This is a genomic window from Actinomycetota bacterium (assembly GCA_005888325.1).
Classification (GTDB): Bacteria; Actinomycetota; Acidimicrobiia; order Acidimicrobiales; family AC-14; genus AC-14.
The window spans coordinates 66,715-90,846 of the sequence record VAWU01000026.1 but is presented as its reverse complement, the minus strand read 5'-3'; the positions used below and the strand labels follow the sequence as shown (position 1 = coordinate 90,846).

General features: G+C 71.1%; 21 protein-coding genes. 6 read left to right on the top strand and 15 right to left on the bottom strand.

What is annotated here, in order from left to right; translation table 11 throughout:
- Window positions 1-152: 152 nt before the first annotated feature.
- From E6G06_10110 to E6G06_10095, 4 genes are all read right to left on the bottom strand, one after another.
- Window positions 153-524, bottom strand: coding sequence for a hypothetical protein (locus E6G06_10110; GenBank protein TML91401.1), 372 nt, complete (start codon window positions 522-524; stop codon window positions 153-155).
- A gap of 288 nt (window positions 525-812) precedes the next feature.
- Window positions 813-1,544, bottom strand: a complete 732-nt coding sequence (locus tag E6G06_10105; protein TML91400.1) for a maleylpyruvate isomerase family mycothiol-dependent enzyme — start codon at window positions 1,542-1,544, stop codon at window positions 813-815.
- Window positions 1,541-2,125, bottom strand: a complete 585-nt coding sequence (locus tag E6G06_10100) for a TetR/AcrR family transcriptional regulator (protein TML91399.1) — start codon at window positions 2,123-2,125, stop codon at window positions 1,541-1,543. The genes E6G06_10105 and E6G06_10100 overlap by 4 nt, the downstream gene beginning before the upstream one ends.
- Window positions 2,126-2,194: 69 nt before the next feature.
- Window positions 2,195-3,124: an alpha/beta hydrolase gene (locus E6G06_10095; protein TML91398.1), complete on the bottom strand. Its 930-nt coding sequence runs from the start codon at window positions 3,122-3,124 to the stop codon at window positions 2,195-2,197.
- 45 nt (window positions 3,125-3,169) lie between these two features.
- Here E6G06_10095 and E6G06_10090 point away from each other — a divergent pair, with 45 nt between their 5' ends.
- On the top strand, window positions 3,170-3,454 hold the full coding sequence (locus E6G06_10090; protein ID TML91397.1) for a pyrophosphohydrolase: 285 nt from the start codon (window positions 3,170-3,172) through the stop codon (window positions 3,452-3,454).
- Here the strand turns inward: E6G06_10090 and E6G06_10085 are convergent.
- The 4 genes from E6G06_10085 to E6G06_10070 form a co-directional block, all read right to left on the bottom strand.
- Window positions 3,400-4,479 carry an aspartate-semialdehyde dehydrogenase gene (locus tag E6G06_10085; GenBank protein ID TML91396.1) on the bottom strand — a complete coding sequence of 360 codons (1,080 nt, stop codon included), beginning with the start codon at window positions 4,477-4,479 and terminating at the stop codon, window positions 3,400-3,402. The two genes, E6G06_10090 and E6G06_10085, sit on opposite strands and share 55 nt — an antisense overlap.
- A gap of 70 nt (window positions 4,480-4,549) precedes the next feature.
- A complete protein-coding gene (locus tag E6G06_10080) occupies window positions 4,550-4,840 on the bottom strand; it encodes an LPXTG cell wall anchor domain-containing protein (protein TML91395.1) in 291 nt (96 codons plus the stop codon).
- 124 nt (window positions 4,841-4,964) lie between these two features.
- Window positions 4,965-6,716: a DUF4012 domain-containing protein gene (locus E6G06_10075; GenBank protein ID TML91394.1), complete on the bottom strand. Its 1,752-nt coding sequence runs from the start codon at window positions 6,714-6,716 to the stop codon at window positions 4,965-4,967.
- Window positions 6,713-7,957 carry an aspartate kinase gene (locus E6G06_10070; protein ID TML91393.1) on the bottom strand — a complete coding sequence of 415 codons (1,245 nt, stop codon included), beginning with the start codon at window positions 7,955-7,957 and terminating at the stop codon, window positions 6,713-6,715. Before E6G06_10070 ends, E6G06_10075 begins: the two co-directional genes overlap by 4 nt.
- A gap of 76 nt (window positions 7,958-8,033) precedes the next feature.
- On the opposite strand from E6G06_10070, the gene E6G06_10065 reads away from it, so the two are divergent.
- Window positions 8,034-8,843, top strand: a complete 810-nt coding sequence (locus E6G06_10065; protein TML91392.1) for a peptidylprolyl isomerase — start codon at window positions 8,034-8,036, stop codon at window positions 8,841-8,843.
- Window positions 8,844-8,939: 96 nt separating this feature from the next.
- Window positions 8,940-9,425: a peptidylprolyl isomerase gene (locus E6G06_10060; GenBank protein ID TML91476.1), complete on the top strand. Its 486-nt coding sequence runs from the start codon at window positions 8,940-8,942 to the stop codon at window positions 9,423-9,425.
- Here E6G06_10060 and E6G06_10055 read toward each other — a convergent pair.
- Window positions 9,422-10,087 carry a hypothetical protein gene (locus tag E6G06_10055; protein ID TML91391.1) on the bottom strand — a complete coding sequence of 222 codons (666 nt, stop codon included), beginning with the start codon at window positions 10,085-10,087 and terminating at the stop codon, window positions 9,422-9,424. The two genes, E6G06_10060 and E6G06_10055, sit on opposite strands and share 4 nt — an antisense overlap.
- Window positions 10,088-10,162: 75 nt before the next feature.
- Between E6G06_10055 and E6G06_10050 the strand changes: the two genes are divergently transcribed.
- From E6G06_10050 to E6G06_10040, 3 genes are read left to right on the top strand one after another with little or no spacing between them, the layout of a single operon-like run.
- Window positions 10,163-11,017: a 3-hydroxybutyryl-CoA dehydrogenase gene (locus tag E6G06_10050; protein ID TML91390.1), complete on the top strand. Its 855-nt coding sequence runs from the start codon at window positions 10,163-10,165 to the stop codon at window positions 11,015-11,017.
- Window positions 11,018-11,028: 11 nt separating this feature from the next.
- Window positions 11,029-12,981 (top strand): protein meaA, encoded by a 1,953-nt coding sequence (locus E6G06_10045; GenBank protein TML91389.1) that lies wholly within the window; start codon window positions 11,029-11,031, stop codon window positions 12,979-12,981.
- 50 nt (window positions 12,982-13,031) lie between these two features.
- Window positions 13,032-13,817, top strand: a complete 786-nt coding sequence (locus tag E6G06_10040) for a diguanylate cyclase (protein TML91388.1) — start codon at window positions 13,032-13,034, stop codon at window positions 13,815-13,817.
- A gap of 13 nt (window positions 13,818-13,830) precedes the next feature.
- Here E6G06_10040 and E6G06_10035 read toward each other — a convergent pair whose 3' ends face one another.
- From E6G06_10035 to E6G06_10010, 6 genes are all read right to left on the bottom strand, one after another.
- Complete coding sequence (locus E6G06_10035) at window positions 13,831-16,320, bottom strand: FtsX-like permease family protein (protein TML91387.1); 2,490 nt, start codon at window positions 16,318-16,320, stop codon at window positions 13,831-13,833.
- Between the two features lie 94 nt (window positions 16,321-16,414).
- Window positions 16,415-17,425 carry a hypothetical protein gene (locus tag E6G06_10030; protein TML91386.1) on the bottom strand — a complete coding sequence of 337 codons (1,011 nt, stop codon included), beginning with the start codon at window positions 17,423-17,425 and terminating at the stop codon, window positions 16,415-16,417.
- A 191-nt stretch (window positions 17,426-17,616) separates the two neighbouring features.
- Window positions 17,617-19,164, bottom strand: coding sequence for an acyl-CoA carboxylase subunit beta (locus tag E6G06_10025; GenBank protein ID TML91385.1), 1,548 nt, complete (start codon window positions 19,162-19,164; stop codon window positions 17,617-17,619).
- Window positions 19,165-19,197: 33 nt separating this feature from the next.
- Window positions 19,198-20,592 (bottom strand): hypothetical protein, encoded by a 1,395-nt coding sequence (locus tag E6G06_10020; protein ID TML91384.1) that lies wholly within the window; start codon window positions 20,590-20,592, stop codon window positions 19,198-19,200.
- Between the two features lie 5 nt (window positions 20,593-20,597).
- The gene (locus tag E6G06_10015) at window positions 20,598-21,482 is read right to left on the bottom strand and encodes a flap endonuclease (protein TML91383.1); all 885 of its coding nucleotides are present in this window, start codon (window positions 21,480-21,482) and stop codon (window positions 20,598-20,600) included.
- The gene (locus E6G06_10010) at window positions 21,479-24,127 is read right to left on the bottom strand and encodes an ATP-dependent DNA helicase UvrD2 (GenBank protein TML91382.1); all 2,649 of its coding nucleotides are present in this window, start codon (window positions 24,125-24,127) and stop codon (window positions 21,479-21,481) included. The genes E6G06_10015 and E6G06_10010 overlap by 4 nt, the downstream gene beginning before the upstream one ends.
- Between the last annotated feature and the right edge of the window lie 5 nt (window positions 24,128-24,132).

The window sequence follows — 24,132 nt, the reverse complement described above, 5'->3', positions numbered from 1 at the left end:
GCGGCTCAGAAGCACCTTGGCGCGGTGTCTAGATGGCTGCACCTAGGTGGCTGGAGAAGGTAAGAGGACGGCGCGGACAGCGTGTGTACCGGCATGTCCGAGGTCGTGCCCACCGACATGACCGGGGGTGTTCACGATGCTTGTCCGCTGAGCTAGCCGTGGCGCGTGCTCGGCCCGTATTGGGCACGCGCGAGGGGAAGCAGTTCGGCGGCGAGTGTCACGGCCACGTGTCTGGCGATCAGTCCCAACGCCTCTCCCACCACCGGCTCACCCGGCACGTGCACGCCAAGCTCCGCGCAGAGCTGCAACCGCCGGGACGCCGACTCGGGCACCAGCCCCTCCGCGGCCAACTCCGCCAGAGCGCGGGTGTCGATGCCGAGGCCCAGGCTCGGGAGCATGTCGGCGATCCGGCGTTCTACAGCAGTGACGATGGCCAACAAGAAGGTCAGCGCGTGATCACCGCCCTCGCCGTGCATGGCGTCGAACTCCCGGGCGAAAGCAAGCCGCCAGGCAGCGGCAGCCACGGCGCTACCCGTCGGGCGCCGCCCAAGGTCGAGCGCAAGCCGAGTGGCGGGCTGCAACTCCATTGCCGAGGATGAACCGAGCAAAGGACTCCTCATCGCAAAGGTGGCGGGCGATCGCCTCGTCGTTCTCCTGGTTGCGTCGGCGCATGCTCACGCTGGCTGTAGGTCCGAGATCAGCGTCAACGCTGAGAGGTGAGTCTCGGATACCGAAGTGGTCGGGCGCCGCTCGGGAGTGAGAAGGAGGCCGGGATGCCGAAAGCGTCGTGGTCACGTCTCGGACGTTCTCCCTCAGAGTGGCAACGGGTGGCTGAGGACGCCGGTGCCGGGCAGGCGACCGGAAAGGACGCGGATGAAGTCGAAGGCGTCGATCTCGACCCGCTCGCCGTCGGTGCCTTGGGTGAACTTGCCGCCCGCGGGGCCGTCGAGCACGAGCTCGAAGGGCTCGCCGTGGAGGGCCGCCCACTCGGCGACGATGTCGGCGACGAGGCGGCCGTCGTGGTCGGCGGTGGCGTGCATCTCGCGGCCGGTCGCGACGCAGATGTCGATCCGGTGGGCCCACACGTCGCGGGTGAAGCCGACGTCGAGCAGGTACTTCAGCGACGTCCATCCGATCGGAGGGCCGAAGGGGATCGGCAGGTAGCGCATCGGCGGAGGCGTCCCCCAGCGGCCCTTGACCGCTTTGGCCCCGACGACAGCGAGCTGGGCGACGATCTCGTCGTTCGAGAGGTTCGAGCGCTCACGGATCTGCAGCTCGTTCATGCCGTCGACCCAGTGGTGCGAGTCGATCTCCTTGTTGAGCGGCACGCCCCGGCGGAGCTGATGCAGGAACTGGGGGAACGAGGCCTGCGCGTCGGCCGAGCCGAGCACGTGCAACGCCATCTTGCGGACGTCCCACGCCGTGCAATCGGTGGGCCGCGTCCATTCGTCGTCGGAGAGCGAGGCCGTGAGATCGGCGAAACGCCGGAACTCCTCCTCGGCGAGCACTCGTGCTTCGGGCCGTCGGATCCTGGTTGGCATCATGGGTGCGTTCTCCTTCGCTTCGCGTCGTCGAGGTACATGTCGGTCAAGCGGTCGAGATGGCGAATCCAGCGGTCGCCGCCAGGCTCGTTGCTCATCTGCGCGTCGATCAGCCCCGCGATCATGGCGATGAAGCAGTCGACGTCGCCTTGGCGCTCGACGCCGGCGGTCCGCAACACCGCGACCGCGCGGTCGAGCACCGCCTGCGCGCGTGCGTACGACTCCGCGGACGGCTCGAACCCCGGAACCGGGCGCTGGAAGAGCAACAGGCAGCGGGCGGTGTCCTCGAGCGCGAACTGCACGAACGCGCCCATGAACGCCTTCACTGCAGCACGCGGGCTTCGTGGCAGCTCCAGCGCCTCGAGTCGCTCGAGCAGCCGGCGGTTGCCGTCGGCGAACATCGCGTCGAACAGCGCGTTCTTCGAATCGAAGTAGGCGTAGAGCGACGGCTGGCGCATGCCGAGCTCGCGGGCGAGCGCATGGAGCGTGACACCGCCGATGCCGTGGGCGCGGGCCAGCTCCCAGGCGGCTTCGACGATCGATGCCAGCTTGGCGTCCCGTCGTTCTGCGACTTTACCTATCACTGATAGACAGAATACCTATCAGCGATAGGAAGTCAAGAGGGGCGCCTCAGGGGGTGACGGTTGACGCTCTCATGGTTCGCGCCGAGCCTCCCAGATCCGAGCCAGGGTGGTCAGCACCTCGTCCGCGGCGGCGAAGTCGCCGAGGTGGCTCTCCCCCGCGCGGACGACGAGCTCGCAGTCGGGGAGGACCGCGGCGGTGCGCTGGGCCTGCTCCAGCGGGACGAAGGGGTCGGAGTCGCCGTGCCACCACCGAACCGGGACGCGCACGTCGGCCAGTCGGAAGCCCCACGGACGGCCGATGAGCACGAAGTCGTTCACCATCGCCTGGAACTGGCGCCGGCCGCCGAGCGTGAGGTCGTCGACGAACATGGCCTCGAGCGCGGGATCGCCGAGCACCCGGCGGTCGCCTTCGGGCATCAAGCGGGCGAATCCCCGGTAGAGCGGATGGGCGAGGGGGTTCGTGGCGCGCACGAAGCCCCACAGCCCCCGCCCCAGCGGCCGCCGCAGGGCGGTTAGGACGCGATTGAACGGCCGGCTCAGCGCGACCAAGCCGCCCGCTGCCGACTCGTCACCCGCGGTCGGCACCAGTGAGCCCATGAGCCCGACGGCCGCGACGCGGTCGGGCAGCTCGTGGGCGCACGCGAGCGCGTAGGGACCGCCGCCCGACAACCCGACGACGAGGAACCGCTCGTGACCGAGACGGTCGGCGACCACCGAGACGTCGACGGCCCAGTCGCGCAAGTCCCGATACGCATGATCGATGGAGGCCCCCACCCCGGGGCGCTCGACGCACACGACCCGCAGGCCGAGCTCGTCCGCCGCGTGACGGCCCGCGGGCGGGACCTGGCGACGCGCGCCGGGCGAGCCGTGGAACCACAGCACGAGCGGCCCGTGGGGATCGCCGAACTCGGCGAAGCCCAGCCTTCGCCCGTCCGGCAGGGTCACGGTGCCCTCGACGCGCGGAGGCGAAGCGGGGGGAACTCCGATGAGGCGCATCATGCCCCCAGGATCGCGGCCCGAGCGCCCGAGTGGAAACCTGGCGCGATGCAACTCGCAGAGCTCCAACGTCTGATGGCCACCACGTACGGCGAGCGCGACCGGGCGCGGGGCCGCGAGGCCACGGTGGCGTGGCTGGCCGAGGAGATGGGCGAGCTGGCGCGCGCCGTGCGCAAGGGGACCCGATCGGAGCAGCAGCACGAGCTCGGCGACGTCCTCGCCTGGCTGGCGTCGTTGGCCGAGCAGCTCGACGTCGAGCTCGAAGACGCGGCAGCGCGCTACGCGGGAGGGTGCCCGAGCTGCGGGGCTCGGCCCTGCGCCTGCCCGAGCTGACCGCGCGCGACGAGCGCTTCGGCGATCTGGACCGCGTTCAGCGCCGCGCCCTTGCGCAGGTTGTCGCCGCTCACGAAGAGCGCGAGGCCGTTCTCGCAACCGGGATCGCGACGGATGCGGCCCACGAAGGTCGGGTCGGCGCCCGCCGCGTCGAGGGGCGTCGGCACGTCGCTCAGCACGACGCCGGGAGTCGCGGCGAGGACGTCACGCGCCTGCGAGGTCGAGAGCGGACGCGCGAGCTCGATGTTGAGCGAGAGTGAGTGGCCCGCGTAGACGGGCACCCGTACGCACGTGCACGAGACCGCGAGGTCGGGTAGCTCGAGGATCTTGCGGCTCTCGTCGCGGAACTTGAGCTCCTCGTTGGTCTCGTCTCCGTCGCCGATCTCGGCCACGAGCTCACCTGCGAACGGCAGGACGTTGAAGGCGATCGGCGCCACGAACGCGTCGGGCGGCGGGAACTCGACCGCGCGTCCGGAGAACGCGAGCTCGGCCGAGCGCCCGCCGACGTTCTTCACCTGGTCCGCGAGCTCGGCGATGCCCTTGAGCCCCGCGCCCGACACCGACTGATAGGTGCTGACGACGATGCGGCGCAGGCCGGCGGCGTCGCGCAATGCTCCCAGCGCCGGCATCGCCACCATCGTCGTGCAGTTGGGGTTGGCGACGATCCCCTTGGGCAGCGCGGCGAGCGCGTGAGGGTTGACCTCGCTCACCACGAGGGGGACGTCGGGGTCCATCCGCCATGCCGAGGAGTTGTCCACGACGACTGCGCCCGCGGCGGCGACGCGCGGTGCCAGCGCGCGCGATGCGCTGGCGCCCGCCGAGAACAACGCGAGGTCGAGGCCTGCGTAGTCGGCGGTGGACGCGTCCTCCACCTCGACGTCGGTGCCCTGCCAGCGAAAGCGCCGACCGGCCGACCGCGACGACGCGAACAATCGCAGCTCTGAGACAGGGAACCGACGCTCTTCGAGGACCGCACGCATGACACCCCCGACCAGCCCGGAGGCGCCCACGATGCCGACGTTCATGGCATCCACGCTACCGGGGCCGGGGCGCGGCCCCGCCCGCTTTGTTCAGTCCAACGACTCGCTGCGTGCGTCAGGCGGGAGCGGTGCCGCGGCGGCCGCGGCGCACCACGACCACGCCGACGAGCACCGAGCCTGCGCCGAGGAGCGCCATCTCGGCCACGTCGCTGCCGGTGAGGGGCAGCGTCTCGCCCTTGGGCTCGGCCACCGTCGCGCGCTCGAACTGACTGGCCAGGACCTGCGGGGTGACGCTCGGCGGCGGGCTCGTGTAATCGCTCGCGAACGCCGCGGTCGGCGTGGCGAGACCGAGCGCGAGAACCGCCCCGGCGAAGACCGTCGTGGTCATCCGTCTGTACCCCGTCATTGCTGAGCCTCTCGTCAATCAGGTTCGTCAGTCCGGGGGGATGACCCACTTGGGTCGACGGAGAGAGAGGATAACCCACGGAGAGCGAGATAGACAAGGCCTGCGACCACAAAATCGCAGATCATCACCACACTACGTCGTGAGCCTCGGCGTCCGTCCAGCGGTCACCCCGGAAGCGCCACGGCACCGCCGGCACCCGGGCCGACGGCTCGACGCGCAGGGCGCGCACGCCCGGGGGCAGGGTGAACCGGAACTCGAGGGTCATCGACGCGCCGCGCACCAGCCGCACCGCGGGGCCGACCACGTACGAGGGCCCGTCCCGCCCGACGGCCGCATACGTCTCGTAGCCCTGAACGCCCACCTTCGACGCGGGCCAGGGCAGCGTCACCGCCACGATGCCGCCGTACTCACCCTCGACCAAACCGCTGTCGCCCTCCGGCCCGGCCACGTACTGGGGCTCGCCGGGCGGGACGGTGTTGCGCAGCGCCACCCGCAGGACGGCCGCGCTTCCGGGGCCGGCGCGTCCTGGGCCGGCCGGGCCCGCGGCGTGCACATCGAGGGTGGCGTCGACGTGGAGGAAGCGGTCGAGCTTGTTGCCACCGCGGTTGAGGATGCCGACGAGCACGGAGTCGGCGTGGACGGCGCCGTCGGCCCCGGCCGAGCGCCACGCGTCCTGCTCGTCAGCCCGGTTCGACCAGGCCAGGATGTGGCGGCCCCGGACGGCCGCACCCAGCTCGCGGGCCATGTCGGCGACGCTCCACTGGCGATCCTGGATGGCGTCGACCACGGCCCGGGCGATCTGGCCCAGCTCCTCCCGCCGCGTCGCCTGGTCAGGGTCCTCGGCGTGCTCCACGTACTGCTGATGCAAGAGGAGCTCGACCACGTTGTCCGAGGTCACGTGACGACCGTTCACGTCGACCGGGCCGATGACTGCGAGCGTGGCGCGCAGCGCGCCGACGTCGAGCGCCAGCACACCGTCGACCGGGCCGCCGCCGCGTGCCTCCCACATGCGCGCCGCGAGCGGGCCGGTCACGTCGAAACGCGGCGACGCGCCGAGGTTGCGCCACTCCTGCGACGGGTGCAGCCAGCCCCAACGGTCGGCGAGGTCACCCGACAGCGACACCGCGCCGGGCGGAAGCGCGAGGTCGGTGGTCGAGGTGAGATCGCCGACGTCGATGGTGCCCCCGCTCGTCGTCATCACGCCGGCCGAGAGGAACATCCCCGAGCCCGCGCGCATCTCCGCATTGTTGGCGGCGAGGATCAGGTAGCGGCGGGGCCCGGCGAGGAGGTCGGCCGCGGCGCGCGCACCCGCCGCACCCCGCCCCAGTCCGCCGCGCGTGCGCGCGACCTGCTTCGCCAACTCGTCGTGCGCGCTCGCCACCGGCCCGACGAGCGCGCCCCGTGGACCGAACGAGAGCCCGTCGAGCTCGCGCTCGGCCCTGCCGGCCACGACCGCGAGGCGACGCAGCACGTCGATCCGCTGGGGACCGGTTCGGTGCGGCGCGTCGAGGATCGCGCGAGTTCTCGTGACCGTCTCGATGCCGGTGCCCGCCACCTTCGTCGCCGCAGTCGAGAGCGCGTCGACCGCGCGGACCTGACGCCCGACGACCGGGAGCAGACGAACCGGTGCGACGAACGGGCTCTGCAGGTGCGTGTGCGCCCGGGCGAAGCGGGAGCGGGCCGCACGCAGGAGCGGGAGCGGACGGCCGCGGAGGACGTCGTCGGGTGACGTCATCTTCTTGACCTGCTCGGCGGCGCGCCGGCCCGCGGTCGCGTCGGTCCGCGCCAGCACCAACTCCACCGCCGCCACCGCCATCCACGTCAGCACCACCACCGCGATCGCCCAGCCCAGCGGGCGACGGCGGCCTCGCGTCATGCGCTCCCCTGCGCCGGCGGCTGGTCGAGCTCGAAGCGCGTGTGGAGGGCGGCCACGGCCTGCTCGACGGCATCGGATCGCACGACGCAGCTGATCCGGATCGACGAGGTGGAGATCATCAGGATGTTCACACCGCTCTCGGCCAGCGTCTGGAACATGGTGGCGGCCACGCCGGGATGCGTCTTCATTCCCGCGCCGATGAGGCTGACACGCGCGATCGCCGCGTCATGGGTGACGTCGCCCGCACCGAGCTCGTCGGCGACCGCGCGGGTGACCTCGAGGCTGACCGGCAGATCGGCCTTCGGCGCGGTGAACGAGATGTCGGCTTGCCCCCCCACCGAGACGTTCTGCACGATCATGTCAACGTTGATCGACCGATCGGCCAACGCCCTGAACAGGCGGGCGGCGATGCCCGGTTGGTCGGGCACGCCGTTGATGGTCACCTTGGCCTCCGACGTGTCGTGCGTGACGGCCGAGATGATCGCCTGCTCCATGCCTGCCTCCCTCGTTCCCAACTCCGTGATCCACGTGCCTGGCTCCCACGTGAAGCTGGACCGCACGTGCAGCGGCACGTGGTGGTTGCGCGCGAACTCGACCGAACGCAGCGCGAGCACGCGGCCTCCGGTCGCGGCCATCTCCAACATCTCCTCGAACGACACGCGCGGCAGCCGTCGGGCAGTGGGCACGATCCGCGGGTCGGCCGTGAACACGCCCGAGACGTCGGTGTAGATCTCGCACGCCTCTGCGCCGAGTGCCGCGGCCAGGGCCACTGCCGTCGTGTCGGAGCCGCCGCGGCCGAGCGTGGTGACATCGCGCGCGGTCGACACGCCCTGGAAGCCCGCGACGACCGGCACCCGGTGCGCCGCGAGCGCCTCGCGCACACGGTCGGCGCGCACCTCGAGGATCTTCGCCCGGCCGTGATCGGTATCGGTGACGATGCCCGCCTGGCTGCCGGTCAGCGACTCGGCCTGCGTGCCCAGCTCCGCGATCGCCATGCAGAGCAACGCCATCGAGATCCGCTCACCGGACGTGAGGAGCATGTCGAGCTCGCGTCCCGGGGGCTGCGAGCTGACCTCTGTCGCGAGCCGCAGCAGGTCGTCGGTGGTCCGGCCCATCGCGCTCACCACCACGACGACCTCGTGACCCTGGTGCGACGTCCGCACGATGTGCTCGGCCACGGCGCGGATGCGATCGGGGTCGGCGACGGACGTGCCACCGAACTTCTGGACGACGAGGCTCACGGGGGAGTTCACGGTACCAACTGTGCCGTGACGGTCGCGGCAGGCGTCGCGGGTCAGCGCACTAGCTTGGGCGCCCATGCCGACCGAGAAACGTCAGCGTCAGAAGGAGGGCCGGGCGGCGCGGCAGGCGGCGCTCCAGGCGTACCGGCGCAAGGCGGCCCGGCGGCGTCAGCTCATCACCGGTGTGGCGGTGTTCGCCGTCGTCGTCCTCATCCTCGTGCTGCTCCAGCGGGGCAAGGACAACGGGCAGAACGTGACGGCGGGGAGCAGCACGACCGCACAGGGCACGACCGCGACGACGGCGGCGCCGGCGGGCAAGGTCGGCTCGTCACCGTGTCCCCCGGCGGATGGGTCGGCGCCCCGCAAGATCGCGTTCGACGGTGAGCCGAGCCCGTGCATCGACCCGGCGAAGACCTATACGGCCAAGTTCGAGACCGACGTCGGCACCTTCACCGTGACGCTCAACGCCAAGCAGGCGCCGAAGACCGTGAACAACTTCGTCTTCCTCACCCGGTACCACTTCTACGACGGCGTGAAGTTCCACCGCGTGATCCCCGGCTTCGTGGTTCAGGGCGGTGACGCGGCCAAGGGCGACGGTACCGGCGATGCCGGCTACAAGTTCGCGGACGAGTTGCCGAAGAGCGTCGACGAGTACAAGGCGGGATCCCTCGCCATGGCCAACTCCGGCCCGAACACCAACGGGAGCCAATTCTTCATCGTGGTCTCGGACGCGGGTGGGAAGCAGCTCCAGAAGCCGCTCTACTCGCTCTTCGGCCAGGTCACCGAGGGACTCGACGTGGTGCAGAAGATCGAGGCCGACGGCACCCCGCAGGGCCAGCCGAAGGTGCTCCACCAGATGGTCAAGGTAACGATCACCGAAACTTGAGCACCCGCTGCTCGAAAGGACGACATGCCCCCCACCGAATGCCCCGCCGCCGACGGCTCGAGCCCGACGCGCCGCAAGTTCGACGCGCCGCCGCCCATGTGCATTGACGCGGCGCGGCAGTACACGGCGACGATGGTCACCAGCAAGGGCACGATGACGATCGCCCTCGACCCCGTGGCCGCGCCGAAGACCGTGAACAACTTCGTCGTGCTCGCCCGCTACCACTACTTCGACGGGGTCGGCTTCCACCGGATCATCCCCGGCTTCGTGCTCCAGGGCGGCGATCCCGAGGGCACCGGCCGCGGTGGCCCGGGCTACCGCTTCGACGACGAGCTCCCGAAGGCGGGCCGCTACGAGGTCGGCTCGTTGGCGATGGCCAACGCGGGACCGAACACCAACGGCAGCCAGTTCTTCGTGATCAGCGGGCCCGACGGCGTACGCCTGCCTCCGCAGTACTCGCTGTTCGGGAAGGTGGTCGCGGGGCTCGACGTGGTCGCCACCATCGACGCGATCGGCACTCCCGGGGCGGGCAAGCCCAAGGAGCCCGTCACCATCGAGTCGGTCACGATCACCGAGAGCTAGCCCGGGAGCGCGTCGAGCCCGCTCTCGCGCCCGTCGACGAACACGACCGCCGAGCCGGCGCCGTGCACCGACCACGTGCCGTCGGTCGCGCGGATCACCGCCGTGCGCTCGTCGACCGCGACGAGCGGGAGGCCTCGGGGCGCGAGGGCGATCGTGCGCTTGGCCTTGTCGGGCGACCAGGTGTCGTGGTGAGGGACGAACGCGAGCTGCTCGATGAGCCCCAGGCCCACCGTGAACGCACCGCCCCTCGGGTCGACCATGGGATCGCAGAGCGCCATCGCCCCCGCCGACGAGCCTGCGAGCACGGTTCCGTCGCGCCACGTCGACACGACCGCGTCCCACACGGCCGAGCCCTTGAGCACCGACCGCAGGTGCATCGGGGAGCCCCCGGACAGGTAGAGGAAGCGGCTCTCGCGCACCGCAGTCGCGTTCGCCTCGTCGTCCGCGTCCCTGCGGCCGAGCACCATCAGGCCGCGCACCTTGGCGCCGAGCGCTTCGAACCACTGCGTCGCCCAGTCGACCGAGTGCTCGGGGTGCTCGTACGCCGCGGCGGTCGGCAGCACGGTCACCTCGCGGCCGCCGCTGTATTCCAGCAGCTGCGCGTCGAACGTGCAGCCCTCCCGCCACTCGGCTCCGCCTACCAGGGCCAGGACCCCGCTCATAGGAGAGGCAAGGTAGCCCGCGCGCCGCTCCGTCACCTGCGGGCGCAGCGTGCGCGCACAGTAACGTTGCCGCCCATGACCGTGAAGCGTGTGGGCATCGTGGGTTCGGGGATCATGGGCTCGGGCATCGCCGAGACGGCTGCCAAGACCGGGCACGAGGTGGTCCTGCGGTCGCGGCGGCAAGAGACCGCCGACGCGACGGTGGCGGGACTCGAGAAGAGCCTGGCCAAGCAGGTGGAGAAGGGGAAGCTGTCCGACGAGGACCGCCAGGCCACGCTCGGCCGGGTGACGGCGACGTCCGACCTCGGCGAGCTCGCCGAGTGCGACCTGGTGCTCGAATCGATCGTCGAGGACCTCGGCGCCAAGCGGCAGGTGTTCAACGAGCTCGATCGCATCTGCGCGACCGGCACCATCCTCGCCACCAACACGTCGACCCTTCCCGTCATCGAGCTCGCCATGGAGACGGGCCGGCCCGAGCGGGTGTGCGGCGTCCACTTCTTCAACCCCGCACCGGTGATGGCCCTCGTCGAGATCGTCCGACCCCTCAGTGCGAGCGACGACACCATCGCCGAGGCCAGGGCGTTCGCCGAGGCGTGCGGGAAGTCGCCGGTGGAGGTGAAGGACCAGGCGGGCTTCATCGTCAACGCCCTGCTGTTCCCCTACCTCAACAACGCGGTGCGCCTGCTCGAGAACGGCGTGGCCTCGCGTGACGACATCGACACCGCCATGAAAGGGGGCTGCGGCTTCCCGATGGGGCCGTTCCAGCTGCTCGACCTGGTCGGACTCGACACGTCGCTCGCCATCCTCGACGCCCTCTACGACGAGCAGCGCGACCCCAACTACGCGGCCGTTCCCCTCCTGCGCCGCATGGTCACGGCCGAGCTGCTCGGCCGGAAGGCGGGCAAGGGGTTCTACGACTACCACCGGTAGCCTGGACGACGATGGCTGGAAATCCGCGTCACGCATGGGTGATGCGCACGTACTCGGGACATTCGACGGCCCGGGCGTCGAACGACCTTTATCGCACCAACCTGGCCAAGGGTCAGACCGGCCTCTCGGTGGCGTTCGACCTCCCGACACAGCTCGGCTACGACCCCGATGCGCCCCAGGCGCGCGGCGAGGTGGGCAAGGTCGGCGTTCCCATCTACCACCTCGGCCACATGCGCCAACTGCTCGACGGCATCCCCGTGGAGCAGATGAACACGTCGATGACGATCAACGCCACCGCGATGTGGCTGCTCGGCCTGTACATCGCCAACGCCGAGGAACACGGCGTCGACCCGGGTGTGCTCCAGGGGACCACCCAGAACGACATCATCAAGGAGTACCTGAGCCGGGGCACCTACATCTTCCCGCCCGCGCCCAGCCGGCGCCTCATCGTCGACATGGTCGCCTACACGGTGCGCCACGTCCCCAAGTGGAACCCGATCAACGTCTGCAGCTACCACCTCCAGGAGGCAGGCGCGACACCTGTGCAGGAGGTCGCGTATGCGCTGGCGACGGCTATCGCGGTGCTCGACGCCGTGCGCGAGTCGGGCCAGGTCGACGCGGATGACTTTCCCGCGGTCGTCGGGCGCATCTCGTTCTTCTGCAACGCGGGCATCCGCTTCATCGAGGAGACGTGCAAGATGCGCGCCTTCACCCGCATGTGGGACCGCATCTGCGCGGCGCGCTACGGCGTCGCCGACCCCAAGCTGCGCCGCTTCCGCTACGGCGTGCAGGTCAACTCGCTCGGCCTGACCGAGGCGCAGCCCGAGAACAACATCGCACGGATCGTGCTCGAGACGCTCGGCGTCACCCTCAGCCGCGACGCCCGAGCCCGTTCCATCCAGCTGCCGGCTTGGAACGAGGCGCTCGGACTGCCCCGTCCCTGGGACCAGCAGCTCTCGCTGCGCATCCAGCAGGTGCTGGCTCTGGAGACCGACCTACTGGACTACGACGACATCTTCACCGGGTCGCACGTCGTCGAGCGCCGCACCGACGAGCTCGACGATGCCGCGCAGGCCGAGCTCGACGACGTGCTGACGCAGGGTGGGGCGTTCGAGGCCATCGCCGAGATCAAAGGCCGGTTGGTGCGCTCGCAGACGGAACGCACGCGCCGCATCGAATCCGGCGAGCTGCAAGTGGTCGGGGTCAACTGCTTCACCGAGGCGGCGCCGTCACCTCTCGGCGGCGACGAGATCATCCTGAAGGTCGACCCCGCGGTCGAGGCGGACGCGCGCGACGACGTCGACCGGTGGCGCAAGGATCGCGACACCGCCCGGGTCGACGAGGCGCTCGATCGGCTGCGACGCGTCGCCGCGAGCGACGAGAACCTCCTGCCGGCAACCATTGCCCTCGCGCACGCGGGCGGCACGACAGGTGAATGGGGAACGGCGCTGCGCGAGGTGTTCGGCGAGTTCCGCGCCCCGACCGGTGTGGCCGCGGCCGCGGGGGGTGCGCGCGTCGGCGGTCTGGCCGCCCTGGTCGCGCGCAACCAGCAGCTCGCCGGCGGACCGCCCCGGCTGCTCGTCGCCAAGCCCGGTCTCGACGGGCACTCCAACGGAGCCGAGCAGATCGCAGTGGCGGGGCGCGACGCGGGGATGGAGGTCATCTACCAGGGGATCCGCCTGACACCCGAGCAGATCGCAGTGGCCGCACGTGACGAGGACGTCGACGTCGTCGGCATCTCCATCCTGTCGGGCAGCCACCTCGAGCTGATCCCCGAGATCCTGCGCCTCCTGCAGGAGGCCGGCGTCGAGGCGCCGGTGGTGGTCGGGGGCATCATCCCGGCCGACGACCGGCCGAAGCTCGAGAGCCTGGGCGTGGCGGCCGTCTACACGCCGAAGGACTTCGAGCTCACGCGCATCATGACCGACATCAGCGCCCTGGCCGCCGCGAGGCGGACCGCCTAAGCCAGACAAATGATGCGAGCGACCTCTTGATTCGACCGTCGCAGTAGCCGATGGTCAAGGGGATGGATCGTCGCGTCCTCATGGGCATCGTGCCGGGTCTGGCCGGGCTGGCGCTCGGTACGGCCGGTTTCGTCGCGGCGTCACCCGTGCTCGCGCTCCTCGCGGGAGCCTGCGCGCTGATCAGCGCGGCCGCAGCCGTCAGTGCGGTCGGGGCGCTGCGCGGGCGCGACGACGAGGCGACCGAGCTGCGCGAGCGCATCGTCGAGCTCGAAGTGGCCATCGACGCCGGGCGCGAGGCCCTGGAGGTCACGGGCCGCTTTGCCGAGATGATGGCGACGAGAGAGATCGAGGCCACCGAGAACCAGCCCGCACCGGTCGTCGACCGGGAGAGCGGCCTGCTCGACGAGCGCTACTTCGAGGTCACGCTCGACAGCCGGGTCGCGACCGCGCGCCGCCACCTCCAACCGGTGACGCTGCTGTTGGTGACCCTCGAGGGCGAGGAAGAGAACCCCGCGGCCTGGAAGGAGACCCTCAGCTCGTTCTTGCAGCTGTTGCGCGAGACGCTGCGCGAGGCGGACACCGCATGCCGGATCGGCGACGCGAGCTTTGCGATCATCCTCGAGGACACACCCGAGGCGGGCGGGGTGTGGGCGGCCGAGCGGCTGCGCATGGCTCTCGTGCGAAAGGGCGAGACGCTCGTGCGCCTGGCGGCAGGAGTGGCCGCGTACCCCTCGCATGCGCTGGCCTCGCGCGACCTGCTGGCGCGGGCGCAGGGCGCGCTGAACCACGCGCGCGCCGCCGGCTGCAGCCAGGTCGAGATCGCCACCACGGAGTAACCCGCGGCCCCGGTCACTCGGTGCGCAGCACGAGCGCGGGGCGGGTCCGCGCCGCCGCCCACGCGGGGATGGTCGCGATGAGGTTTGCCATCACGATCGTGGCCGGCACGGCCAAGAGGATCGTCAGCGCCGGGGTGCGCACGTCCTCGGCCACGCCCAACTGGCGCGCGAACGCCAGCCAGGTGGCGCGGCCTGCCGCGACGCCGAGCGGCAACCCGACGACGAGCGCGGCGGCGGCCAGCGTGGTCGCCTGCCAGGCGGTGGTGGCGGAGACCTGACGCCCGAGAAAGCCGAGCGTCTTGAGGATGGCGAGGTCGCGCCGCCGTCGCCGGATCGAGCTCACCAGCGTGTTGGCCAGCGCGGCGAGCGCCATCACGGCCAACAGGGCGGCCAGCACGAGCGGTGTCCGCCGAACCCGCGCGTAGTTCTCGAGGTCGCCGGGCCGCTGCGACGTCGCGCTGGTCACGCAGAGGGCGGACGGGCATCCCTGAAAACGGCCGCTGTTGATGATCGGCAGGACGCTTGCGAGGGCTTTCGCCCGCTCGACACCCGGCTTGAACCGGATCAGAGCCGCGCTGTGGACGGCGTTGGGATCGGTCTCGTCCATCGATCCGAGCAGGTGCGCCGACAGCGCCGCGCCCTCGCCGAGCCCGGTCGCGCTGAAGCCGGCGCCACCGAACTTGGGGAAGACGACGCGGCCGACGATGTGCATCGTGCGGTTGGCGTTGTTGGCCTTGACCACCACGGTCTCGCCCACCCGGCGATGAGCTCGACGCAGGGTCTTGGCACCGAGCGCGATCTCGTCCAGGCGGCTCGGTGCCCGACCGTCGAGCAGGGTCGGGAAGACGGGCGCGCCGCCCAGCTGGTCGATGCCCGCGGCCGGGACGTCCTTTCCACCAATGGTGATCGAGCCGAACTGGGCGCCCGCGACCCCGTCGACGGCCGGTTGGGCGAGCAGGTCGTCGCGCACGTCTTTCGGCAACGGGAAGAACCCGACCCCGGCGTTGATGTCCCAGTCCCAGCCGTAGAGGCGGGGCGTGCTCACCAACCGGTTGAGGTTGTCGTTGAACGTGAACGCGCCCGCGACCGCGGCCACGGCGACCGCCGTCCCCAGCAGCGCACTCCGCACGGGCACCGCGGTTCGGCCCCGCCCCGACTCGAGCGCCATCCGCGCCCCCACGACGGCGGGCACGGGGAGCCCGCGCCCCGCGAAGCCGTTGGCGATGCGTGACGCGCGCTCGGCACCGGCGATCTCGGCCGCGCCCAGGACGCCGAAGCGCGACCGGGCCGCGCGACGAGCCGGCCACACCGACCGCGCCAGGAGGAGCACGGCGATGGCGGCGAACCCGATGGCGAGGAAGGCGGCGTTGACCTCGACGCCCGGGTAGGGCTCCGCGACCCGCGCCGGCCCGATCGGCATCAACGGCGATGCCAGGACCGCCACGGCCACCGCGAGGAGCGCGCCCGAGCCGGCGATCAGTCCGACCCGGAGGAGGGCCATGGTCACCAGTTGACGCGGCGTCATTCCCAGCGCCCGAAGCGTGGGGTGCTCCACCGCGTCCAGCGAGAGCTGACGCGAGAGGGCCTGACCGACGACGAGAAGCGAGGCGAGCGCCGTGAGCAGCGCGAAGCCCGCGAGGGCCAGGGCCTGGGGGCGAATGGCGCGCTCGACCTTGGCGACACGACCGCTCTGGTCGTCGACGATGACTTCGTCGGGACGGACGCCCGCGGCACGAACGACGCGATCGGTGGCCGCGCTGAAGGCCGGCACGTCGCGCGCGCCTCGCTCCAGTCGGAACAGCCAGAACGCGTAGCTCTGCCTGAGGTCCGGGTGTGCACGGTAGTAGCCGTTGGTCGGGTAGAAGATCGGCAGCTTGTCGTAGTCCGCAGTCGGCACCACGTCGCTCGGGAAGACGCCGACGCCCACCACCTTCAGCCGGACCGGCACGCCCGGCGGGGGGTTGTCACCGGTCTGGTCGACCGCGGGGCTCCAGGCCCGGCCGCGGAACGTGCCGCCGACGCGCAGGTGAAGTTGCCGCACCATCGCCCGGTTCACCAGCACCTCGTCGGAGCTGGCGGGGTCGGGGCGACGTCCCGCGATCACCTTGGCCCTGTCGATGGTGTCTCCGTAGCTCCGGTCCGCACCCGCGAAGTGGTACGGGGTGTCCAGCCCTCTCGCAAAGTGCCGATGCGATTCGGAGATGTCGGTCCCCTCGGCGAAGATGATCATCGCTCCGACCGGTGCCGCCGCTGCCACCTGCGGCAGCCGCTTCAGCCGGCGGAACAGCGCCAGGGCGTCCGGGGAGACGTCGACGCCGCCGAGGACGACGTCCTCCGCCCGGCTGCTCTGCAGAAAGCGGGGGTACGCGGTGTCCGTGCGACGGGCGCCTGCGGCGGTAGCGAGCACCGTCCCGCCCGCAAGGCCGATCACCACGACGAGCGCCAGCGTCGACCGCCAGCGGGCGCGCAGGTCCGCTCCCAGCCGGGCCCGAACGCTCCTCACCGGTTCATTGTCGAGGGGAGACAGGGACGATGGAAAGGAGGCTGGCGCACGGTTGCGGAGTGGTGTTGGCACCCACGACGCACCTCATCAAGAGCTACGCAGGGCGGGGGTGGATCGCGAAGCAGCGGTCGGCGAGGTCGCCGAACGCGTACGACGGATAGAGCCCACCGAACATCGCCCGGGTGCGGTCGGTCCAGTCGAGCGCCTCCGGCGACGAGATGCGCCGGTGGACCTGCAGGATGCCGTTCTCGAACACGCGGTACTCGGCCCAGCTGCCCGGGAAGTCCTTCACGCTCGCCACCTCGACCCAGGGCACCTCACCGGTGGCCGCGAACCGTCGCACCCGGTTGCGATGGGTGTGGCCCGCGAAGTAGCCGACGAGCGCGGGGCGGCGCACGAACACGTCGACGAGGCGCTCGGAGTCGTCGGGGCTGATGCCGAAGTAGGTCTCGTGCCGGGAGTTCGACTCGGGGCTCCACACGTGGTGGTGCCCGAAGACCAGCACCGGTCGGTCGGTGCGCGCCCCCAGCTCGTCGAGCCACTCGAGCTGCTCGGTGCTCACCTGACCGGTGGTCTGGAGGGGGATGGTCGTGTCGAGCACCGCCAGGCGAACGCCCGGCAGCTCGACCTCGACGGGGGCACGATCGGCGAAGGTCTCGCCGAAGTAGCCGTCGTGGTTGCCACGCACGTGCACCAGCCGCTCTCCGAACGCCGGGCCGTAGCAGTCGAGGAACTGCTGGTACTCGGCGCGGGTGCCAGTCGCGGTGAGATCGCCCTTCGCCACGACGACGTCGGGCGCGCTGGCAGCGATCTCGGCCACCGCGGCGCGGTTCATCATCTCGGGATAGGGCGTCTCGCCCGGCTCGGACCGCAGGATCGGGCCCATCTCGAGCCCTTCGATCACGCCGCACTCCTGCTCGCCGAAGTGCACGTCGTTCACGGTGGCGACCGTGGCGAGACGCGCGCCGCCGGGCCTCGGCAACGTGCGGAACGCGACTCCCTCGACCTCGTGGTCACGATCCGGCTCGAGCCCGTCGCGACGAACCACGCGCGGGCCGTCGTGCAGGACGGCTTCATCGTCGGCAACCGTCGTGAGCTCGATCATTCGACCTCGGTCCTCACCACGGTCGGCGACGGTCGGCGACCAGGTGCCGCCGCCCCCACCAACGCCCCGACCATCGCCACGCCTCGCCACCCGCGTCCGGGTACGGCGGAGACACCGCCGAAGGCGGAGCGGGCCAGACGAGCTCGACCGCGGCGACGATGGCCGCCAGCTCTTGCGGCGACGGCTGCGGGTCAGAGGGGGACGTTGCCATGCTTCCGCTTCGGTAGCTCCTCGCGCTTGGTGCGCAGCATGGCGAGGCCCTTGATGAGCATGGGCCGCGTGATGGCGGGGTCGATCACGTCGTCGATGTAACCGCGCTCGGCCGCCTCGTACGGATTGGCGTGGCGCTCGGTGTACTCCTCGACCAGCTCGGTGCGTCGCGCGACGGGGTCGTCGGCCTCGGCCAGCTCGCGCCGGTAGATGATCTCGACCGCGGGCTGGGGCCCCATCACGGCCAGCTCCGCGGACGGCCAGGCGAACGCCAGATCAGCGCCGATGGACTTCGAGTTCATGACCACGTACGCCCCGCCGTAGGCCTTGCGCGTGATGACCTGGATGCGCGGCACGGTCGACTCGCAGTAGGCGTAGAGCAGCTTCGAGCCGTGGCGAATGATGCCGCCGTACTCCTGGTCGGTGCCGGGCAGGAACCCGGGCACGTCGACGAACGTCACGAGGGGGATGTTGAACGCATCGCAGGTGCGGACGAAGCGTCCGCCCTTCTCGGAGCTGTCGATGTCGAGCACGCCGGCGAGCACCTGGGGCTGGTTGCCCACGATGCCCACCGGATGGCCGTCGAGGCGGGCGAAGCCGCACACCAGGTTCATCCCCCAGCGCGGGTGGTACTCGAAGAACTCACCGTCGTCGACGACCGCGGTGATGACCTTCTTCATGTCGTAGGGCTGGTTGGGGCTGGCGGGGATGACGTCGACGAGCTCGGGCGTCGTGCGCTCGGGGTCGTCGGTCGGCTGCACCCACGGCGGCTCCTCCATGTTGTTGGAGGGCAGGAACGACAGGAGGTAGCGCACGTCGTCGAGGCACGACCTCTCGTCGGGGCTCGTATAGCAGGCCAACCCCGAACGGGTGGCGTGGCTCATGGCGCCGCCGAGCTCCTGCTGCGTGACGTCCTCACCCGTGACCGACTTCACGACATCGGGGCCAGTGATGAACATGTACGACGTCTCCTGCACCATGAACAGGAAGTCGGTGAGCGCGGGGCTGTAGACCGCGCCGCCCGCGCACGGTCCCATGATCACGCTGATCTGCGGGATGACGCCCGACGAGTTCACGTTGCGCAGGAAGATGCCGCCGTACATGGCGAGCGACACCACGCCCTCCTGGATGCGGGCGCCGGCACCGTCGTTCAGCCCAATGAACGGCGCGCCCACGCTCGCCGCCATGTCCATCACCTTGTGCACCTTCTCGGCGAACACCTCGCCGAGGGCGCCCCCGAACACGGTGAAGTCCTGCGCGAAGAGGAAGACCTTGCGCCCGTCGATCATGCCCCAGCCGGTGACGACACCGTCGGTGAAGGGCTTCTCGTCGAGCTCGGGGTTGCGGCTGCGGGCCAGCATGTCGAGCTCGACGAAGCTGCCCTCGTCGAGCAGGTAGTCGACGCGCTCACGCGCGGTCAGCTTGCCGCGACTGTGCTGGCGCTCGACCGCGCGCTCCGACCCCGCGTGGTACGCCTCCTCCTTGCGCTTCTCGAGCTGTTCCCGGCGCTCGCTCAGCGGACGGTCCATAGGAACCCCGAGGCTACAAGGTGGGCGCGGGCGCTACGGGTGCCACGGGGTGACCGTGACGGCCGGTGGGGTGATGGCCTGGTTGTAGCGCGTCGCCGCGAGCGAGTTGGTGAGCGTCGGAGCCTCGAAGTAGAGCGTGCGTGTCGACTCGAGGTAGTTCGTGTCGCATCCTCCCGAGCCCGCGTTGGGGTCGGTACAGTCGATGGTCTGGTTGATGCGCGGCCCGCTCGAGCCGTAGGCGAAGGCGTCGCCCGTGCACTGCACATCGGGCGGCGTGGTGTCGTCGAGGAAGTAGTGCGTCGGGGTGAGCGAGAGGTTGGTGCTGAGCTTCTGCGTCATGACGAGACCGCCCTGCGGCCCGACGACGCGCTCCCAGTTCGTCGGGCCGAGCGTGATGTTCTCGTTGTTCGGGTTGCCGTCGATGATCGCGTCGCCCGGGTTGAGCGAGTTGGAGTACTTCATGCCGGACGCCGCCGGGCTGTAGTCGAAGAAGTCCATCACGCTGGGGATTGCGTGCACGCGCAGGTCGGTGATGATGTCCTCGCGGCGCGGATAGAAGATGTGCGTCCGCTCGGTGCTGGGCCCGCTGTTGGCGCCGACGTACGAGCGGATCGCCCGCACCGGACCGTCCTTGTTGACGATGAAGGCGCCCTCGGCGTCGTCGAAGGTGTCCTCGCTGCGCACGCAGTTGCCCGGGGCGAAGAGCGCCTTGTGCCGGTCGAGGATGTCGACCCCCGAGCCGCCCTGCACGGTGATGGTGAGTCGATCGCTCAACCAGCGGTCGCCGAAGTGGTGGGTGTACTTCCCCGTGCTGACGAGCGAGTCCTCGAGGTTGGGACCGTCCTGCAGCTTGTAGGTGGTCTTGTAGTTCCCCGAGAGCAGGTTGAAGTTGTAGGTCACGTAGTTCTTGCCCGCGCCCGGGTTCAGCCCGCCCGTCTGGCGGAAGAGGTAGACGTAGCCAACCGCGCCTGCGGTGAGCGGGTCGGTGACGCGCACCTGCACGCCGGAGCCGCTGACCACGCCGCCGGGCTGCACGAACTGAGGGGCGGGGCCTCCCGCGTCCTTGGCCATGAACGCGATCTCGTCGTTGGGGTCGACGTTGGGGTTGACGTCGGGGCCCGCGAACGTATTGGCGTCGGCGTAGGAGAGCGGCTTCACGCCGTTGGCCGCCTGGTTGTAGACGAGACCGAGGTCGACCTGCTTGCGCTCGTCGACCTGCACCGGAACCTGCACCCAGACACCGTTGCTGTAACGGAACGCCACGAGCAGGTTGGGCGCGATGTTCTGGAGCGACGGCACGTCGGCGCCGGTCAGCACCACGGGGTCGAGGCCCCGCCCGAGCGTGCTGCCGGGCGCGGCGCCGGCTTCGGGAGCCAGCCCGGTGACGGCGACCAGTGCGGCTACGGACAGAAGTGCGAGTCGTCGCATGAGGGTCAGTCTGGCATCGATCGCTCCGCGAGCGCCTGGGCGCGCTTCACCAGCTGTGGTCGGTCGAGGCGTTCCGCGATCGCGTCGAACGCCGCTGTGGGACCGGTCCAGCGCAGCGCGTCGACCGTGGCGAAGGGCGGGGGCTCGGTGCGCAGGGTCGCGAGATCGCGGAACAGCCACGCCAGCTCACGCTGCTCGTTCAGGGTGGCGGCCAGCTTGGTGGCGCCACGCACCTCGACGTCCCAACGCCAGTGGTCGTGGGGGATGTCCTCCAGGTGGCCGTAGCGCAGGAGCACGGCGGCCGCCGACTTCGCGCCCCAGCCCTTGAGGCCCGGGAACCCGTCACTCGAGTCGCCAACGAGTGCCAACCAGTCGGGGATCGACTCGGGCCGCACGCCGAACCGCTTGACGACCCCGTTCGCGTCGCTCACCACCCCGGTGCGGCGGTCGAGTTGCACGACGCGGTCGTCGACGACGCACTGGGCCAGGTCCTTGTCGGGCGTCATGATCACGACCTGCTCGACGCGGGGGTCCGCCGCGGCGACGGCAGCGGCCGCCGCCAGCCCGTCGTCCGCCTCGACGTCGACCATGGGCCACACGGCGAGCCCCAGCGCGCCGAGCACGTCCTCGACGAGCGGGAACTGGGCCAGCAGCTCCGGCGGCATGCCCGCGCTCGACTTGTAGCCGGGCCACATGTCGTTGCGGAACGACTCGATCACGTGATCGGTCGCGACACCGATGTGGGTCACGCCTTCGCTCAGCAGGCCGACGACCGAGTCGAGGACGCCGCGCGTGCCTCCGACCTCCATGCCGTCCGGCGTCACGTGCGACGGCCTGGCGAAGTGCTGGCGGAACAGCTCATAGGTGCCGTCGAGCAGGTGGACCTTCATGACGCGCTCGCTATCACCTCGAGGATGTCGACGCCATAGGTCTCGAGCCTCGCGGGCCCGATGCCCGGACAGCCCGCGAGCTCGGCGCGGGTCGCCGGCAACCGGGCGGCGATGCCTTCGAGGTGCTTGTCGCTCAGCACCACGTAGGCCGGTACCCCGTCCGCACGCGACCGGTCGCGGCGCCAGCGCTTCAACGCATCGACGACACCGACCGCTGCGGCCGGCGCCCCCGCGGCGGGCGACGTGCGCGCGGCGGGCGCCGGCGCGCTCGGGACGGCGCGCAGCACCCTGCCTCTCGGCGCGGAGCCGTCGAGCTCCGCGAGAAACGGCGACGGGCGGGAGGAGTCGGCGAGCACCGCCACCTTGTGCCGCCCCCTCGTGATCGCGACATGAAGCACGCGCCGTTCCTCCTCGACGTCGACGCTCAGGCGGTGGGGCATCAGTCCCTCGGTGACGCCGAACACGACGACGCACGGCCACTCGCGGCCCTTCACCCGGTGGATGGTGGACAGCTCAACCCCGCCGGCGGCGACCTCGTGATGGAAGGTCCGGCGCAACCACGGCTCGAAGCCCGCGGGGTCGGCATGGAGGTCGGCGACCTGCAGCAGGCCCTCGAGGTCGTCGAGATGAGAGGAGCCGTCGCCGCCCCTGCCGCCGTCGAGCAGCGTCATGGCCCGGCCCAGGCCGATGTCGTCGCGCACGGCGGTGAGCACGTCGCGCGTGGTGCCTTCGTCCGCGATGTTTGCGAGGCGCTCGAGGTCCGCGTGCAGCAGTCGGAGCTTCTCCGCGACCCCGCGGTCGTCGATGCGATCGGCCGCGGCGGCCACCGCCGCGACATCGCGGCACCGGCTCAGCCACTTGTCGATCCACGGGGGCAGGGCGCGACTGGGCCGGCGCTGCACCTCGACCAGGTCGGCGCCGCGCACGGCGGTGGGCGTGACGGCGATGCGCAGGTAGGCGAGCGCGGCGCGCAGCCCGACGCGGTCGAGCACGTCGGGCTCGAGGATCGACGCGACCGGCACACCGGCCGCGGCGAGCGCCACATGCGGAGCGAGCAGCAGCGACCGCACCCGGGTGAGCACCGCGATGTCGTGAGCCTCGGCTCCCGGCGCGGCCAGCCATTCGCGCACGACTTCGACGAGCGCGCCCGCGCCGCGGTCGGGCGCGTGGACGCTGATGCGCAGCGCGGAAGGGTCGACCTCCGCATCCGGCGCGGATCGGATCTGCTTGTCGACGCGACGGACGTTGTACGCGAGCAGCGAACGGGCAGCGTCGACGACCGGGGCGGGGCACCGGTAATTGACCTCGAGCGCGTGCTCCCGCGCGCAAGGGAAGTAGCCGCGGTAGTCGATGAGGAACCGGGGTTCGGCGCCGGCGTGCCCGTAGATGACCTGATCGTCGTCGCCCACACCGAACACGTCGTAGCCGGGCGCCGAGAGCAGGCGCAGCAGCAGGACGTGGGCGGGGGTCAGGTCCTGCAGCTCGTCGACCAGCAGGTGGCGGTGCTCGGCCTGGCGGTCGCGGCGGAACTCTCCGTCGCCAAGCAGCAGCTCGATGGCCAGGTAGACCTGCTCGTCGTAGTCGATCACCTCTCGGCGGCGCATCTCGGCCCGGTACGGATCGAACGCCGCCGCCAGGCCCTCGGCGCCGTCGAGCTCGGCTTCGACCTCGGCCGGATCGCGTAGGCCGAGGCGGATGAGGGACAAGCCGTCGATGTAGACGGCGATGGGGTCGACGTTCGCGCGACGCGGCCTGGACGGCACCAGCGACTCGACCAACGCCCGCTGCTCCCGGGCCTCGAGCAGCGGCGGCCGCCGACCCCACGCGCGGGTGACGATGCCGTAGCCCAGCGCGTTCAAGGTCTCGACGCGCGCGCCGAGGCCCGTCGTGCGGTCGGCCATCTCGTCGCGCGCCTTGCGGTTGTACGCGACGGCGAGCACCAGCGCGGGCTCAATGCCCCGATCGCCGAGCAGGTGGCGCAGTCGCTCCGTGAGCACGCGGGTCTTGCCCGATCCGGCCGGCGCGATGACGCGCGCCGGTCCCGCGCCGTGCGTGACCGCGGCGAGCTGGTCGGGCGCGAGCGCCGTCGCCTTGCCGTTGCCGGCGCCGTTCGCCGAGGGTGGCGACGCGAGCCGGCCCAGCTCCACCGACTCGCGGTGCACCACCCGGGCGCCGTCGACGGCGTTCACGCCATCGACAGGGCCCCTCGGTCCGCCGTCGACCCAGGCGGGGGTGTCGTCCGCGAGCAGCACGTCGGCGGGACCGGCGGGAGACTCGACGGCACCCAGTCGCGCCGCCTTGCGGGCCCACCACCAGACCGGTTCGCCGGCGCGGGCGTCGTAGGTGTTCGCCCACACGAGGAGCCGCAGGCGGTCGCCCCACGGCTCGAACCCGGGGTCGACCGTCCACGGCTCGGCCGCGTGCGACCACGGCGCGCGGAACCGGGCCGGGTCGACCGCCAGCTGGACCACCACCGCCTCTCGTTCGCTCCAACAGCGGTGCAGCACCGCCACCGCGGCCTCCGGGTCGGCGAGGACGGCATCATCGATGCGCACGACCGGTGCGGCGGCCCACGGCTCGGGCACGTCGGCGCCCTCGGCGATGACGACACCCCGGCCGAGCGAGGAGGGGCCGGGTACGGGCATCGCCC

Excerpts from the sequence above, each read along its gene's own strand:
- E6G06_10010 (TML91382.1), bottom strand. The coding sequence starts at position 24,127 with ATGCCCGTACCCGGCCCCTCCTCGCTCGGCCGGGGTGTCGTCATCGCC.
- E6G06_10025 (TML91385.1), bottom strand. The coding sequence starts at position 19,164 with ATGGACCGTCCGCTGAGCGAGCGCCGGGAACAGCTCGAGAAGCGCAAG.
- E6G06_10105 (TML91400.1), bottom strand. The coding sequence starts at position 1,544 with ATGATGCCAACCAGGATCCGACGGCCCGAAGCACGAGTGCTCGCCGAG.
- E6G06_10075 (TML91394.1), bottom strand. The coding sequence starts at position 6,716 with ATGACGCGAGGCCGCCGTCGCCCGCTGGGCTGGGCGATCGCGGTGGTG.
- E6G06_10080 (TML91395.1), bottom strand. The coding sequence starts at position 4,840 with ATGACGGGGTACAGACGGATGACCACGACGGTCTTCGCCGGGGCGGTT.
- E6G06_10055 (TML91391.1), bottom strand. The coding sequence starts at position 10,087 with ATGAGCGGGGTCCTGGCCCTGGTAGGCGGAGCCGAGTGGCGGGAGGGC.
- E6G06_10045 (TML91389.1), top strand. The coding sequence starts at position 11,029 with ATGGCTGGAAATCCGCGTCACGCATGGGTGATGCGCACGTACTCGGGA.
- E6G06_10020 (TML91384.1), bottom strand. The coding sequence starts at position 20,592 with ATGCGACGACTCGCACTTCTGTCCGTAGCCGCACTGGTCGCCGTCACC.
- E6G06_10040 (TML91388.1), top strand. The coding sequence starts at position 13,032 with ATGGTCAAGGGGATGGATCGTCGCGTCCTCATGGGCATCGTGCCGGGT.
- E6G06_10095 (TML91398.1), bottom strand. The coding sequence starts at position 3,124 with ATGATGCGCCTCATCGGAGTTCCCCCCGCTTCGCCTCCGCGCGTCGAG.
- E6G06_10050 (TML91390.1), top strand. The coding sequence starts at position 10,163 with ATGACCGTGAAGCGTGTGGGCATCGTGGGTTCGGGGATCATGGGCTCG.
- E6G06_10090 (TML91397.1), top strand. The coding sequence starts at position 3,170 with ATGCAACTCGCAGAGCTCCAACGTCTGATGGCCACCACGTACGGCGAG.
- E6G06_10065 (TML91392.1), top strand. The coding sequence starts at position 8,034 with ATGCCGACCGAGAAACGTCAGCGTCAGAAGGAGGGCCGGGCGGCGCGG.
- E6G06_10015 (TML91383.1), bottom strand. The coding sequence starts at position 21,482 with ATGAAGGTCCACCTGCTCGACGGCACCTATGAGCTGTTCCGCCAGCAC.
- E6G06_10060 (TML91476.1), top strand. The coding sequence starts at position 8,940 with ATGTGCATTGACGCGGCGCGGCAGTACACGGCGACGATGGTCACCAGC.
- E6G06_10085 (TML91396.1), bottom strand. The coding sequence starts at position 4,479 with ATGAACGTCGGCATCGTGGGCGCCTCCGGGCTGGTCGGGGGTGTCATG.
- E6G06_10030 (TML91386.1), bottom strand. The coding sequence starts at position 17,425 with ATGATCGAGCTCACGACGGTTGCCGACGATGAAGCCGTCCTGCACGAC.